Genomic DNA, 14,641 nt, shown 5'->3' with positions numbered 1-14,641 from the left:
CGGGCAAGGGGAGGTACTGCAATGATCCATGCTTGCTTCGCAGACAAGCTGCCAGGAGACTTGGGGCGCGTATCTCAGTTTGCAGTCGCAGGAAGCCCAAGCCTGCGCCGTAGCTCAGTCGCTGACAGATGCGCTCGCCAACCGGGTCCCCCCTGCTCGAAGACCCTTGCCGAGGCCAGGTTTCCGACGATGACCGGATCACAGCCTGCGTCGACGACAAGGCCGGCGCCAAGTTGCATGGCTTCCGGGTCATCGCTCGCGACCGGAACGCCGACGCGGCCGCTACTGCGCGTGCCTGACCCTTCAATGACGGTAGCATCCACGCAGCTGAAGGCTCTGACCAGTCGAGCCCCGGCAAGATACTTCGCCATCGTTTCGGCGACGCCGTTCGCCCGGGCTTCTCGGATCAGGTCGCTCGATCCTCCGGACAGAGGAGGATTGCAGGCGTCCACAATGATCTTACCGTTGATCGACTGACGCAGATCGCGGCCGAGCTGTGGAACGGCTTCGAACGGGACGGCAAACAGCAGCACCGACCCAAATTCGGCCGCGGCCGGAGGAAGGCCCACGGATGCGCGCGAACCGAGCTGGTGTGCCATCGGTTCCAATTCCTCGGGATGGCGGGACGAGAACATGACTTCATGGCCGGCCCGAACCCAAAGTCGTCCGACCGTGCCCCCCAACGATCCCGCCCCGATCACACCGATACGCATCGGCGGAAGTGCTCGGGCGCGAGCGGGAAAGAGGACAGGCAGCGCGGCGAGCATGCCGAGCGCACCGATGGTCGATCGACGTGAGATGGACATGTGTTCATTCCTCTCGATTTGGGATGGGCACGGGCTTTGCGTGCCTCGTCAGTAAACCTTCGCCGGGCATGGGATCGCGGCGAGCGACGCGCGCTCTTCTGCCAGCCGCGCTTCCTTCCGGGTGTGTGTCCGCCCCAACCAAAGGCTCAGCGCCAGCCAGATGAGGGACAACGGCACCGCGATGATCGAGATCTGGGTGATGCTGAGGCCAAGGCCCATCAGCCCGGCATAACTCCAGCTCCCGACCTGATCGCCCCCGCGATAGATCACCGTGTCGATGAAGTTCTTCGCCTTGTAGCGGTCCTCCCGCACGCTGGACGTGAACAGCACTTCCCGGGCCGGACGGGCGAGTGCAAAATTGCTCACCCTCCTGCTGACCTGGGCGACAACAAAGACGCCAACCGTTGGGTAGGCGGCGAGTGTGCTGAAACCCAGCACGCTGACCAGCGGAAGCGCGCAGAGCGTGGCCAGCACGCCGAGCCAGCCCATGAGCCGGCCGGTGAAGAAGAGCTGCAGGATCAAGGTGATCGCGTTCACCCAGAGGTCGATGCCGGCGAAGAAAGCGGTTCTCGCCGCACGGTCGGGGAAGTTCGCCTCAGCGATGCTGGCCTGCTGGAAATAAAGAACGGTCGAGGTGACCGAATAGATCAGAATGAAAATCGCAAGCCCCAACAGATAAGGCGAGCGGAAGGTGTGAACGAGCCCGGCGAATATGCCGCCGCCCAGCGGCGTGTGGGGGTCTTCGGTCTTGATGGGCTTGTGGAAAGTTTCGCTGACGCGCGACAATTTGCGTGAGGCGAGTACCGCGACCTCGATCAGCAGGATGGAGATCACGAGAAGCCAGGTTCGCCCGACCTGCTCGATCAGGCCCGCGGTGAGTGCCGATCCGATCAGACCGCCAAACGTCGCGCCCGCTGCGAGAACACCGAACAGCCGCTTGCCTTGTTCTCCATCGAAGATGTCAACGATGAAGGACCAGAAGATCGAAACCACGAACAGGTTGAAAACCGAAACCCATATGAAGAAGGCTCGGCCTATCCAGGCCTGCTGGCCCAACGGAGCGACCGCCAGGAGGACGACGAACACTATGAGGTTCGCCGTGAAGAACCTGTAGGAAATGGCGATGAATCGTTCCCGCGGAAAGCGGCGCACGGCATAGGCGAACAAAGGGCTAGCTGCGAGCATGGCAAGCAGCGTGCCGGTAAAAAGCCAGGGCAGGTTTCCCACGCCGCCGGCTACGCCGAGTTCGTCCCTGATGGGACGCAAGACATAATAGGCCAGGAAGAGGGCGATGATGTAGACGACGGACCATGCGACTGCAGGGATCTCTTCCGATCGTGCGCCGGTAATACGTTGTAGAAGTAACTGCACAGGCTTCTCCGGCAGCATAATTTGACTGGAGTCTTGACGGAGCGTTCCCGCAACGCATTTAACGTAGGTGACGATCCGAAGCGCGATTAGGCGGCCGAATGCGCATGGGCCTATGAGGCATCTTCATGAGTTCCGCGTTGCTCCTGGGCCGCAGAAATGCCCTCGGCAAGCGCCCGAAAAGCTTGTGAATCCAGGCAAGTGCCGCGAAGCGCGGAAGCAGCGCCAAATTCGCTAGCTAGAGCGGCCTCCGACCTGACTGAATCGCGAAAGTGCTTCCTCGACGCGGCGCAGATCGGATTCAAGCTGTCCATCGGGAGGGGGCCGACAGGCATGTCGAAGGCGCTGTCGGTGGATCTTCGGGAGCGTGTTGTCGCGGCGATCGAGGCTGGATCCTCGTGCCGGGCAGCCGCTTCACGCTTCAGCGTCGGCATCTCGAGTGCGATCGGCTGGGCGTCCTTGAAGCGTGCGGTGGGCTCGGTGGCGCCGGGGCCACTTGGCGGGGATCGCCGCTCGGGGCGGATCGAGGCCCATGCGCCGCCGATCGTTGAACTGCTGGAGCGGAGGCCGGACATCACGCTGAGCGAGCTGCGCGTGGAACAGGCCGAGGCGGGCGTGCCGGTCGGCGTCGCCACCTTGTGGCGGTTCTTCGCACGGCGGCGGATCACGCTGAAAAAGTCGGCGCACGCGGCCGAGCAGCAGCGCCCCGACATCCTGACGCGGCGCTGGGAATGGTTCGAGAGCAGTTGGACCTCGATCCGGACCGCCTAGTGTTCATCGACGAGACCTGGACTTCGACCAACATGGCCCCGCGGCCGGTCACCGCGCGGCGAACGGCTGCGTGCCGCTATCCCGCACGGCCACTGGAAGACGACAACCCTCGTCGCCGGCCTGCGCAACAACGGCATGGTCGCGCCGATGGTGCTCGACGGGCCGAGAGTGATGAATCGGAGAACTACGTTTACACTATAGCCCTACAAATGGAGCCTGAAGTGCGGCCCGTAACCTTATGAAATGAAATAGGTTTTCCGGCCGCCTCATCTTCATTCGTATGTTTTTCGGGAGGAGGCGGACCCAGCGCTAATGCGCCGGGGCTTTGTCGCTGGCAGCCCACCGGCTCACTACATCGCAATGAGGAAGCGCGCTCGCCTTCGGCCGGTGCGGCTGTCAATCAACCGCCGGCCAAGCCGCCATCGCCGTGTCCGCCATGCGCAGCAGCCGTTCTCGGGAAGCGCCGTCGCAGGCGAGCACCGACATGCCTTCGACGACCGCGCTGAAGAAATCGGTCAGCGTTTGCGGCGAGACATCCTTACCGAGTTCCCCTTCCTTGCAGGCGCGCTCGATCCGCAGATGCACCGCCTCGGCCGAGAGCCGGCGAAGTTCGGCCGTGGCCTCTTCGATGACCCTGTTCTCGCCTGCGCAGCGCAGCGCGCCAACGCCCACCATGCAGCCTGGAGGCAGGTCCGGTTGGGTGAACGCCTTTGCCGCGTTCCGCAGCATGGCGTGGACTCCTTCCTTCGCGCTGGCACTCTCTTGCAGGCGTTCGATGCCGAGACGACCCAGGGAGAGATAGAGCCGCACGGCCTCGCGATAGAGCGCCTCCTTGGACCCGAAGGCGACATAGAGGCTCGCTGGCGCGATCCCCATCGTCGTCGCAAGCTGGGCCACCGGCACCCCGTCATAGCCGTGCCGCCAGAACAGCAGCATCGCCGTCTTCAGGGCTTCGTCGCGGTCGAATGCGCGGGGGCGTCCACGGGTTCTCGGGCTGGCTGTCATTTTTTGAGTGATCCGAAAACAATTCTTGTCAGGGAGGCGTTTGGATGTTTTTATAGTGCTTCGAAAATAATTCACGAGGCCGCCGAATGGAAGCCCTGGAAATGCATGTCGCCAAGGCGGGCGGCGCTGACGTCCTCCGGCCGCGGCAGGTCATCTTACCGCCGCCTGGGCCGGGCCAGGTGCGCGTGAAGATCGAGGCTGCCGGCGTCGCCTATGCCGACATCGTCATGCGGCGCGGGCTCTATTCCAGCGCCAAGCCTCCGGTGACGCCGGGCTATGATTTCGTTGGCCGGGTTGAGGAGACCGGCGCTGACGTTTCCGAATTTCAGGTGGGCCAGCGCGTGGCCGGTGTCACCGTGTCGGGCTCCTATGCGGACCGGCGCAATGTCGAGGCGCGCTGGCTCGTCCCTGCGCCGGAAGCTGCGGATGCCGCCGCATTGGCCGCCGTCGTGCTCAATGGCATCACCGCCTGGCAGATGCTGCATCGGGTGGCGCAGGCAGAGGCCGGAGAATGGATACTCGTCCACGGTGCCGCCGGCGGGGTTGGCAGCCTGCTGCTCGACTTTGCCCGCCTCGGCGAGGTGAAGACGATCGGCGCTGCGTCGCGCGGCAAGGCTCAGATCGTGCAAGGGCTGGGCGGCGTTGCGCTGGACTATCAGAGCGAAGACGTTGCCGCCCGCACACGGGCCATCAGCGGTGGCGGCGTCGTGGCGGCCTTCGATCACATCGGCGGGCGGCATTTCAGAAAAATCTCGCTACCGGCCCTCAAGCCGACCGGCGTCGGCGTCCTCTATGGCGGCTATGACGCGACACGGGGCGGCAAGATCCACCTGCTCGCCATCGCCGACATGATGCTGGGCAGCCGCTTCTCCGCCTTCGGCCTGTTCGGCAAGAGCCAGAGCGTCGCGACCTACGCGATCCCGGCTTGGCGCGAGGTGCGCGCGCAAGCCTATCGGGACGACCTCGCAACCGTCCTCAAGCTGGTGGCCGAAGGCGCTATCGCGCCGCTGGTCGGCGAAGTGCTGCCGCTGCGCGACACCGCGAAGGCTCATCGCGCGATGGAGAGCCGGTCGGTGAGCGGCAAGATCGTGCTGGTCCCATGAAGGCGGCGGTCAGGCCCGACAAAACACTGTCCTCGATAAATGGAGAATTTCTGATGCCAGTCCTGAACACCGTGACCTTCGTGCTCACCCTGCTGCTTCTCGTAGCCCAAGCTGCCCTGGCGGTGCGGGGGATCATTGACCCCGGCGCAGGAGCGACGGGCTTCGGCTTGCCTGCCGACGGAAAGACGGCGGAATTCTATCACGCGGTCTACCGCGACCGGAATCTCGTGCTGTCCGTGATCGGTCTGCTGCTGCTCGTCTTCGGCATGTGGCCGGCGCTGGCGGTGGTCTTCGTCGTGAGCATTACCTTGCCGCTCTTCGATATCATCACCCTGAAACAGGCTGGCGTGCCCGTCCTGCCGGTCCACTACATCACGCTTGCGGTTCTCGTCGTCCTCGCCGGGCTGATTGTCGCGCGCGCCTGGCAAACGCCCTCTTAGGACGCAAACCATGGCGGATACAGTGCTCCTCTCCGGCGTCTCGGGCTTCCTGGGCAAGCACATCGCCCTTGGACTGCTCGCCGCCGGTTATCACGTTCGCGGAAGCGTCCGCGCCATGAGCAAGGCAGAGCAGGTTCGCGCGGCGCTGTCGCGCGCAGGCGCCGACATCGACCGCCTCAGCTTCGTTCAACTCGATCTATCGAACAGCGCCGGCTGGGACGCCGCCGCCGAGGGATGCCGGTTCATTGTCCACACCGCTTCTCCAGTCGTGCTGACAAAAGTGAAGAACCCGCAGACCGTAATCGGCCCGGCAGTGGCGGGCGTGCGCCACGCGATCTCCGCAGGACTCGCGGCAGGCGCGGAGCGTATCGTGCTGACCTCGTCGACGGCTGCAATACAATATGGCCATACCGACCCGAGCGCGCGACTGACGGAGGCGAATTGGACCGATCCGCAAAGCAGGCGCACGACTACCTACGCGGCGTCCAAGACGCTGGCCGAGCGTGAAGCCTGGCGGCTCGCGGAGAAGGCGGGTCGGCGAAGTGTTCTGTCCGTCATCCATCCTGGCGTCCTGCTGGGACCGCTGCTCGATTCGCACGCTCCGACATCGGCGGCGGTGGTCGCGATGCTGCTCGACGGCAAGACGCCCGCCGTGCCTAAGCTATCGCTTGCCATGGTCGACGTGCGCGACGTCGTTGCGCTGCATGTCGATGCGCTGACCAATCCCGCTGCGGCCGGTCAGCGCTGCATCGCGGCTGTGGAAACCCTGTCCCTGATCGAACTGGCGCGAAGGCTGAGGCCGCTTTTTCCCGATAGGAAGCTGCCCAAGGCCACGTTGCCGGATTGGCTTGTGCGCACGGTCGGCCGGTTCAGTCCCGAAGTCGCCTCGGTCGTGCATGAGCTGGGTTGGCCGCAAAATGTCGACGGCAAGACGGGCGCGTCGCGGCTCGACCGTCCTCTGATCGACGCCAGCACAGCCGCCGAGGCCATGGGGCGCAGCCTCATCGCGTTCGACCTTCTTTGACATGAACGGTTGGGCGTCGATCATACAGCCGGGGGCGATGTTGGATGTAAAAACGGTCTCTTGATATGCAACGATGCAGCCTATGGACGTGATTATTTACGCCGCCAATGCCGGTGACAGAAATGAACGGGGGATGCTGGGCGCTTTGAGCCTCGGAGCCGAAATTGCCCATCGGCTCGGCGTGGAGACGCGGACTATCGGTTCGCCTTTCGCTATTGTGGAAGGAGGTTGGGCCGAGCAGCTGAAAGCCGTGACACCCGATCTTCGCCTGCTCACCCGCTCCATCGCCGAACAACTCGAAGGCAACCGTCCCTTGCTTCTCACGATGGGCCGTTGCGCCGCAAGCATCGCCGCGCTACCGCCGGTTGCAACCTGCTTCCCCGACGCCGCGATCGTCTGGTTCGACGCGCATGGGGATTGCAACGTCCCGACCGGGCAAGGTGCTTCCGACATGAACTATCTCGGCGGGATGGTGATTACCGGCGCGGCTGGCGAGTGGAATACGGGCTTTGGACACGGCGTCGATCTGGCGAATGTCATCCTTGTCGGCGCGCGCGACCTCGATCCGCCCGAGCAGGAGCGGATTGATGCCGGACAGATTGCCTTGGTTCCGGTCGGTCCTGACTTGGGAAGTCGGCTTGTGCAGGCCATCGGAGGCCGTCCTGTCTACATCCATCTCGATTGCGATGTCCTCGACGCCGGGTTGCTGGCAACGGAATATCAATCGCCGAATGGCCTTTCCTACGCCGATCTCCGTGAAGCGTTTAAAGCCCTCGCCGATCATGACCTGCTGGGACTTGAGATTACGGAATACGAAGCCTGTTGGCCGGATGGCCGGCCAAACCCACCCGACCGGCTGATTGACGCGATATTGCCGGCGGTCGAAATTATCCATTCCCATTAGAACTCGTGCTTCATCGGCAACTGCCCCGCTGCGAGCGCCCATGGGTATTTGCCGCTCTTCGCAGACTGAGACGTGTGGCGGCGGAAAGCTCGGGTCCAGACCCGTGCGGCTGCCGCCGCGTCTCATCGGATCGTTGTGGAAGAGATTGCTAAGCTGGAAATGTGCGATCGAGCTCGGCGAGATCTTGCTCGTCCAGCTTGAGGCCCAACGCGCTGGCGTTCTCGCGGATATGATCGACTGAGCCGGATTCCGGGATGGAGATCGTCTGCCCGTTGCGCATGGACCAGGCGATGGCGACGGCCGCGGGAGCAATCCCGCGCCGTGCCGCGACTTGCGCCAGGACAGGATTGCGAAGCAGGCCGCTATTACCTGTGCCGAGCGGCGAATAGGCCATCAGCGGCACGCCATGCCGCTCGCTCCACGGAAGCAGGTCCGCCTCAATTCCCCGGTCGACGAGACTGTAGGAAACCTGATTGGTCGCGCAGGCCGCGCTGCCGCGGACACGGAACAGTTCTTCCATGTCCGGAACTCCGAAGTTGGAGACGCCCCAGCGCCGAATATGACCTTCCGCCCGCAAAGCCTCGAACGTATCGACAACGACACCGAGGTCCCGCACGCTTCCGCGCCAGTGCAGCAGATAGAGATCGATATAGTCGGTTTTCAGACGCGCGAGGCTGGCCGCACATGCCCGGCGGATACTGTCGGCGCGTGTCGCGTTGGACGGCAGGACCTTGGAGACGAGGAAGACCTTCTCCCTCTGCCCGGCGATGACGCGACCGATCATCTCCTCCGAGGTGCCATTCCCGTACATCTCGGCGGTGTCGATCAAGGTCATGCCGAGAGAGAGGCCGGTTCTCAGCGCCTCCTCTTCCGCCGCGGCCGGGCGCCGCCCCTGAGCGAGGCGCCAGGATCCCATGCCGAGCGCCGGCGCACTGCCTCCCCGCGGCAGTCGAACCATGGGCGCGGACTGCTGTGCCCGCGCCATTGTGGTGGAAACGACGCCGGCCGCGCACACCATGCCGAACCGCCTACGTGTCATCGCTTCCAAGGCTCCGACTCCCAGATTCCCGCAGCAAACGTCGTCCACCCGGCACCAACCGCGCGAAGAACTGCGGCGCGATTATTGCCGATGCCTCTAGCGGCCTGTGCGCTCCGCCTCCGTTTGAGGATAGCGGTCGCCTTCCACCGTGATCTGCGAGACCGCGTTCTCGATGCGCCGGAGATCATCTGGCGTGAGCGCGATCGAGGCGGCGGCGATATTCTCCTCGAGGCGATTCAGCTTGGTGGTGCCCGGGATCGGCACGATCCACGGCTTCTGCGCCAGCAGCCAGGCCAGCGCGATCTGCGCCGGCGTCGCGCCTTCCTGCGCGCCGATCTCTACCAGGAGGTCGACCACGGGACGGTTCGCCCTACGAGCCTCAGGCGTGAAGCGCGGCAAGGTGCTGCGGTTGTCGTTGCCGCCGAAGGTGGTGGTCTCGTCGATCTTGCCGGTGAGGAAGCCCCTGCCCAGCGGGCTGTAAGGGACAAAGCCAATCCCCAACTCCTCGCAGGTCGGCAATACCGCCTCTTCGGGAGCGCGCCACCAGAGGGAATACTCGCTCTGGATCGCCGTGACCGGCTGAACTGCATGGGCGCGGCGGATGGTCGAAGCGCCCGCCTCGCTGAGACCAAAGTGTTTGACCTTGCCCTGCGCGATCAGGTCCTTGACCGCGCCGGCGACGTCTTCGATCGGCACGTCGGGATCGACGCGGTGCTGATAGTAGAGGTCGATCGCCTCAACCCGCAGCCGCTTCAGCGAGCCTTCGGCCGCCTGCCGGATGCGTTCGGGGCGGCTGTCGAGCCCGATGGACCTGCTGCGACTGAAGTCGTGGCCGAACTTGGTGGCGATGATGACGTCCTTCCGGAACGGCTCCAGCGCCTCGCCGACAAGTTCCTCGTTGGTGAACGGCCCATAGACTTCGGCGGTGTCGAAGAAGGTGACGCCGCGCCCGACCGCCGCGCGGATCAGCGCGATCATCTCCGCGCGCTCCGGCGCGGGGCCGCGATGATGGTTCATGCCCATGCAGCCAAGGCCGATGGCGGTCACCTCGAGACCGCTGTTTCCAAGCTGGCGGGTTTGCATATCAAGTGCCTCCTGAGCGCGGCCGCGTCCGACGCTTGGACGCTGATCCGTCGAAGATTTCACGGGCGGTGCCATATTGATGCCCGCATGCGGACCACCGCTCGCTGCGAGGAAATTGGGCCTGCGGCACCATCCCGCCGGTGAAAGCCGGCACACCAACAGCCCGGCCGCCGGGAGGAAAGGATGAGAAAGCTGCGGCTACCCGCCGTACTGCGCGTCGGTGACCGGCTCCATCCAGTCGACATTCTTTCCCCCGACCATGTCCTGAATGGCAATGTGCCGCATGCCGTTGGTCGCGGTCGCCCCATGCCAATGCCGAACGTCCGGCGGGATCGAGACGACATCGCCGGGGCGGATCACCTGCTTCTCGCTGCCTTCCTGCTGCACATAGCCCGTGCCGGAGGTGATGATCAGGGTCTGCCCGGCCGGATGGGTGTGCCAGTTGGACCGGGCGCCCGGCGCGAAGGTGACATGCCCGCCCGTGGTGGGCGAGTGCGCGGTCGCCCCGAAAAGCGGCTCCACCACCACGGCGCCCGTGAAGAAATCCGGCGATCCCGACATCGTCGACTGGGAGCCGTTCGGTACGACCTGGATACTCTGGGCGTGGGCCGGGGCCGCTCCCAGGAGCGCGAGCGAGAGCACGGATGCGACGACATTCTTCATGTTCTTCCTTTCTTTGGATGATGAGCGGCGTGGGCCGGCAGCGGCGTCGCCGACGCGCGCAAGGCGTGTTGCCTCAGCCCTGGCGCCCCGTCGTGAAGTCGATGACGAAGCGGTACCGGACATCCTTGTTGACGACGCGATCGTAGGCTTGACCGATCTGGTCGGGGCGGATCAGCTCGATGTCGGCGGTGATGTTGCGCGCCGCGCAATAGTCGATGACGTCCTGCGTCTCGGCGATGCCGCCGATCATCGAGCCGGCGAGACTCTTGCGGCCGAAGCCCATCAGCATGCCGCTGAGCTCGGTTCCGTTGAGACCGAGCAGCAACCCGACATTGACCAGCGTCCCGTCCAGCTTGAGCAGGTTCATGAAGGGCTGCATCCGGTAGGCGTAGGGAACGGTCGAGATCAGGAGGTCGAAGTGATTGGCGAGCCGCGCCATCGCCGCCTGGTCGCTCGACAGCACGGCTTCGCGTGCCCCGAAGCGTTGCGCGTCGGCGATCTTGGCTTGCGTCGTCGTGAAGATGGTGACGTCGGCCCGGCGCGCCACTGCGAGCTTCACGGCGACATGGCCGAGGCCGCCCATGCCGATGACGCCGACGCGCTGGCCCGGCTCCAGGCGCCAGTGCTGCATCGGCGAGAAGGTGGTGACGCCGGCGCACAGCAGCGGTGCGGTCGCGGCGAGGTTCACGCCCGGCGGGATGCGGATCGCGAAACGCTCGGTGACGACGAGGCGCTCCGAATAGCCGCCATAGGTATGGCCGCCGGAAACCTTGTCCGGCGCGTCATAGGTGAAGGTGGTGCCGTTGAGGCAGTTCTGCTCCCGGTCGGCGAGGCAGTTCTCGCACTCGCCGCAGGAATCGACCATGCAGCCCACGCCGGCGATGTCGCCCACGCGGAACTTGGTGACGGCGTTGCCGACACCCGCGACGCGGCCGATGATCTCGTGGCCCGGAACGCGGGGATAGTTGGCGGACCCCCAATCGCCATGGGCGGAGTGGATGTCGGAATGGCAGATGCCGCAATAAAGCACGTCGATCAGCACATCCTTGGGGCCGACCGCGCGGCGCTGGATCTGGATCGGGGCGAATGGAGCCTTGGCGCCGCCGGCTCCATACGCCCGGACCGGGAACGGACCGGTCTCAACGGGAGGCGCCGATTGCTGGGCTTGCGCGCCGGTTGGCATCGCGGCCAGCAAGGGTGCCGCGGCCAAGCCTGCGCCGGCGAGCAAGAATTTCCGGCGCCTGGGAGCCATGGGGTCGCCGTCATGAGCCGGATTGTCGCATCTCTCGCACATGGTGAAGCTCCGACAGGGTTGCAGGCCGGCGGCAGCGGGGTCGAAGTGCCTGGCGTTCGAATGCGATCGTTCCGTCGCCGCCCTCGGATGGCCGCGGCCGACGCCATGCACTCTCGACACAAAGCCTTCGGGCGCGCCGCGCGGGCAGCGGTTCGATGACCTAAAGTAACCTTGGGGAGGGCTGTTCGATTAGAGGGGAGGGTCCGCATGAGCCTATGAGGAGAATTCATGAAAGCTGGCCCCGAGATTCACGCTCGATCAACGGCGCGACAATCTCAGGAGACGATCCTGCGAAGGACCTTCCGCCCTCGGCGAGCGGTTGGTGGTGATGACGTAGAGATCCTGCCCGGCAGGCAGCACCTGCCTGAGACGGTCGCCTGAGCTGAACACCGGCCGGAGGGTTCCGGCTGCTTCGTCGTAGACGAGCAGCCCGCGCTGCCCGAGGGCGGCGACAAGCAGTTCTCCGCCGGAGAAGGCGAGACCGGACGGCGCCCATGTATTGCCGCCGGAATGCAGCCAGGCAGTCTCCATCCCCTCCCGCTTGGCGTCGCCGTCTATCACGGGCCAGCCATAGTTGGCGCCCGGCTTTATGAGATTGATTTCGTCGCGGGCCGACTGACCGTGCTCGGCGGCGAACAGTTCGCCGGCATCGTTCCACGCCAGCCCCTGCGGGTTCCGGTGGCCGTAGGAATAGACATAGGAACCGGCGAAGGGGTTGTCCGAGGGGACCTGGCCGTCGAGCGTCATGCGCAGGATCTTGCCGGCCAGGCTGCCGAGATCCTGGGGCCGCTGGCGGTTCTCGGTCCATCCCGTGGTGACATAGAGATGGCCGTCGGGGCCGATGGCGATCCGGCCGCCATTGTAGAGGCGGTGACCCGGTATCCCCGCCAGCAGCACCCGTGTCTCGCGCCAGGACTGGCCGTCGAACCGGGCCTGGATGACCTTGTTGGTCAGGCCGGACCCCGATCGGTAGGAATGGTACAGATAGGCGAGCCCGCTCGTCGGAAAGTCCGGCGCCAGGGCGATGCCAAGCAGGCCGCCTCCGCCTTCATTGACGATCGGGTCCGACGTCTGGACGGCGTAGCGGTGCAACTGGCCATTCCCGATCATGACGATATTGCCGGCGGCTTCGGTCAGGATGATCCGGTCACCGGTTCGGACGATGTCCCAAGGGTAGTTCAGATCCTCGGTCACGACCTCGACCGACCAGTCGCGCGTCGTCGAACCCAGGATCGGTCCGGTGCTTCCCGACGTTTGGGCACAAGCTGCCGGAATGGCGAGCGGACTCGCGAGCAAAGCGATCGCGAAGGCGACGTGAATGCGTCTCATCTTCGTTTCCTCATCTGGCACTGGACCGGGGACGCGGTCGTCGCGATGTGGCGAACCCCTCCGGCCGAGCGGTACCGGAAATCATGGGATGACGATGCGGAGTATCGGGCGCCGGGCGATCAGCCATCTTCGCGAGGCGAGATTCGGACGGTCGCGGATCGCGCGCGAGCGCCGATCATCGGGCTCAGATACCGGCTGCCCGCATATTTCTTCCGATAGGCGTCGTCGACGAGTTCGTTGATCGCCCCATCGACGGGTTCGAAGGTGACGTCCTGCGTCTTCCCAGCGGCGGTGATCCGTCCGGCCTTCTGCCGTTTCGCAGCCTGATACCAACGAGACTGCTGTCCGTTGTAGGCGCGCACGTACAGGGCACCATCGACCTCGACGGACCAGATCCAGGTCGGCGTGCCATAGGTCGCCCCATCCTCGCGAAATGGGGAGATGCGGAGATCGTCAGCCTCGACGATCGTGCGCAGTTCTTCCGTCGACCATGCCATCCTTGCGCCTCCGGGACGTCAGTTTTCCACGCGCTCGATGGTCACGCTCACCGATCCGGGCACATTGAGCGCCTCCACGGCGGCATCGGCCTTCGCGATGAGAATGCTGCCGGGCGAGGGAATGGTCTGCCCGTCATGATGGTAGAAGATCGCCACGTCAGGTCCGGGAGACCACAGGATGACGTCTCCAACCTCGTACGTGTACGATCTCGGTCCGGCCGTAGAGATCGCGCGCGGTAGCCTCGCATGTTTTTCTCGCCCGAACAGGTCCCTCATGGTCAGGGTGAGCGGGAGAAGGGAGGCGAAATCCTCGGCCGTCTCGTTGTCGGCCAGAGCGGCACTGATCACGCGACCATTGGCGGATATGCGGATTCTCATGGCACCCGCCTGCTGTTCGGCTGAAGCCTGAGCCGACGCTTGGCCGGCCGCTCCGACCAGGCATGAAACGCTCATCACGACGGCGCCAAGGAGGGCTGCCGCATACAGCCTGCGGCGCGCCGGTCCGGGCGTCGTTCTCCTTCCCGGCTGTGGGGAGTTGGCGCGGGATGAAGGTGTCATCGGCCGTACTGCGCGTCGGTCACCTTCTCCATCCAGTCGACGTTCTTGCCGTCGAGCCTCTCCTGGATGGCGATATGCGCCATGGCGGTCGTCGGCGACGCGCCGTGCCAGTGCTTCTCGCCCGGCGGGAACCAGATCACGTCGCCCGGCCGAACCTCCTCGACCGGCCCGCCGTCGCGTTGTACCCGACCGCAGCCGGCCGTCACGATGAGCGTCTGGCCAAGGGGATGCGTATGCCAGGCGGTGCGGGCGCCGGGCTCGAACGTCACGCTCGCACCCGAGACCCGGGCCGGATCGTCCGCCTGAAACAACGGGTCGACGCGGACCGTGCCCGTGAACCACGCCTCGGGACCTTTGCCGGACGGCTGCGAACCGCATCGCTTGATGTCCATTGAACCATCTCTCCGGCGGGGCGTCGCATATTGCGCCCGTCCGCGTGTCCCCACCACTCCAATATGCGGCGGCGGAAGGCCGAAGATTAGGTCTTTGGGTTCGCATGTAGCTATGAGACCGGCTCATGAATGCCAGCCGCCCGAGCGGCGGTGTACCGCGCCTTCTCGCCGGAAGGCGGCCAGGCACCATTCATGAGCTTGCTTCATAGGCTCGTGCCAAATCCAGAAATAGTGGTGCTCAGTGGCGGAAATTAACATTGTCCCCCGGCGCCATCCGACAATCTCGGCGCGCCGTATGTCAGGCTCGCCCCGCTCTCCCTGCTTCGGATGGCGCACGCGGCGCCAACAGAGAGGGCGATCCCATT

General features: G+C 64.8%; 15 protein-coding genes and 1 pseudogene. 5 read left to right on the top strand and 11 right to left on the bottom strand.

All coding sequences use genetic code 11. From position 1 onward, the window contains the following. Positions 1–74 precede the first annotated feature (74 nt). Together AC1RU4_RS09915 and AC1RU4_RS09910 are read right to left on the bottom strand one after the other, a co-directional pair. Positions 75–806, bottom strand: a complete 732-nt coding sequence (locus tag AC1RU4_RS09915) for an NADPH-dependent F420 reductase (protein ID WP_492890902.1) — start codon at positions 804–806, stop codon at positions 75–77. A gap of 48 nt (positions 807–854) precedes the next feature. Then, a complete protein-coding gene (locus AC1RU4_RS09910) occupies positions 855–2,195 on the bottom strand; it encodes an NTP/NDP exchange transporter (RefSeq protein WP_492890901.1) in 1,341 nt (446 codons plus the stop codon). Between the two features lie 312 nt (positions 2,196–2,507). Here AC1RU4_RS09910 and AC1RU4_RS09905 point away from each other — a divergent pair. Beyond that, a pseudogene (locus AC1RU4_RS09905) lies at positions 2,508–3,110 on the top strand (transposase); the annotation flags it as partial. A gap of 231 nt (positions 3,111–3,341) precedes the next feature. Here the strand turns inward: AC1RU4_RS09905 and AC1RU4_RS09900 are convergent. Continuing rightward, complete coding sequence (locus AC1RU4_RS09900) at positions 3,342–3,950, bottom strand: TetR/AcrR family transcriptional regulator (protein WP_492890900.1); 609 nt, start codon at positions 3,948–3,950, stop codon at positions 3,342–3,344. A gap of 86 nt (positions 3,951–4,036) precedes the next feature. On the opposite strand from AC1RU4_RS09900, the gene AC1RU4_RS09895 reads away from it, so the two are divergent. The 4 genes from AC1RU4_RS09895 to AC1RU4_RS09880 all read left to right on the top strand — a co-directional run bounded on the left by AC1RU4_RS09895 (position 4,037) and on the right by AC1RU4_RS09880 (position 7,421). After that, positions 4,037–5,053: a zinc-binding dehydrogenase gene (locus AC1RU4_RS09895; protein ID WP_492890899.1), complete on the top strand. Its 1,017-nt coding sequence runs from the start codon at positions 4,037–4,039 to the stop codon at positions 5,051–5,053. Between the two features lie 53 nt (positions 5,054–5,106). Then, complete coding sequence (locus tag AC1RU4_RS09890) at positions 5,107–5,493, top strand: DUF4267 domain-containing protein (protein WP_492890898.1); 387 nt, start codon at positions 5,107–5,109, stop codon at positions 5,491–5,493. A 10-nt stretch (positions 5,494–5,503) separates the two neighbouring features. Further along, positions 5,504–6,517 (top strand): NAD-dependent epimerase/dehydratase family protein, encoded by a 1,014-nt coding sequence (locus AC1RU4_RS09885; RefSeq protein ID WP_492890897.1) that lies wholly within the window; start codon positions 5,504–5,506, stop codon positions 6,515–6,517. 82 nt (positions 6,518–6,599) lie between these two features. Beyond that, on the top strand, positions 6,600–7,421 hold the full coding sequence (locus tag AC1RU4_RS09880; protein WP_492890896.1) for an arginase family protein: 822 nt from the start codon (positions 6,600–6,602) through the stop codon (positions 7,419–7,421). A gap of 148 nt (positions 7,422–7,569) precedes the next feature. Here the strand turns inward: AC1RU4_RS09880 and AC1RU4_RS09875 are convergent, their stop codons facing one another. The 8 genes from AC1RU4_RS09875 to AC1RU4_RS09840 form a co-directional block, all read right to left on the bottom strand. After that, positions 7,570–8,379 carry an aldo/keto reductase gene (locus AC1RU4_RS09875; RefSeq protein ID WP_492891051.1) on the bottom strand — a complete coding sequence of 270 codons (810 nt, stop codon included), beginning with the start codon at positions 8,377–8,379 and terminating at the stop codon, positions 7,570–7,572. A gap of 177 nt (positions 8,380–8,556) precedes the next feature. Then, positions 8,557–9,543, bottom strand: coding sequence for an aldo/keto reductase (locus tag AC1RU4_RS09870; RefSeq protein ID WP_492891050.1), 987 nt, complete (start codon positions 9,541–9,543; stop codon positions 8,557–8,559). Positions 9,544–9,741: 198 nt separating this feature from the next. Next, positions 9,742–10,206, bottom strand: coding sequence for a (R)-mandelonitrile lyase (locus tag AC1RU4_RS09865; RefSeq protein WP_492890895.1), 465 nt, complete (start codon positions 10,204–10,206; stop codon positions 9,742–9,744). Between the two features lie 73 nt (positions 10,207–10,279). Continuing rightward, entirely contained in the window at positions 10,280–11,416 is a 1,137-nt protein-coding gene (locus AC1RU4_RS09860) for an NAD(P)-dependent alcohol dehydrogenase (RefSeq protein ID WP_492890894.1), read from the bottom strand. A 342-nt stretch (positions 11,417–11,758) separates the two neighbouring features. Then, the gene (locus AC1RU4_RS09855) at positions 11,759–12,829 is read right to left on the bottom strand and encodes a PQQ-dependent sugar dehydrogenase (RefSeq protein ID WP_492891049.1); all 1,071 of its coding nucleotides are present in this window, start codon (positions 12,827–12,829) and stop codon (positions 11,759–11,761) included. A gap of 119 nt (positions 12,830–12,948) precedes the next feature. Beyond that, entirely contained in the window at positions 12,949–13,326 is a 378-nt protein-coding gene (locus AC1RU4_RS09850; RefSeq protein ID WP_492890893.1) for a DUF2255 family protein, read from the bottom strand. 18 nt (positions 13,327–13,344) lie between these two features. After that, on the bottom strand, positions 13,345–13,884 hold the full coding sequence (locus tag AC1RU4_RS09845; protein ID WP_492890892.1) for a cyclophilin-like fold protein: 540 nt from the start codon (positions 13,882–13,884) through the stop codon (positions 13,345–13,347). Continuing rightward, on the bottom strand, positions 13,881–14,276 hold the full coding sequence (locus AC1RU4_RS09840; protein ID WP_492890891.1) for a (R)-mandelonitrile lyase: 396 nt from the start codon (positions 14,274–14,276) through the stop codon (positions 13,881–13,883). The genes AC1RU4_RS09845 and AC1RU4_RS09840 overlap by 4 nt, the downstream gene beginning before the upstream one ends. Between the last annotated feature and the right edge of the window lie 365 nt (positions 14,277–14,641).

This window comes from Ancylobacter sp. GW821-FHT10E12, from assembly GCF_058809335.1.
The sequence above is the reverse complement of the archived record's forward strand: the minus strand, read 5'-3'. Positions and strand labels throughout refer to the sequence as shown.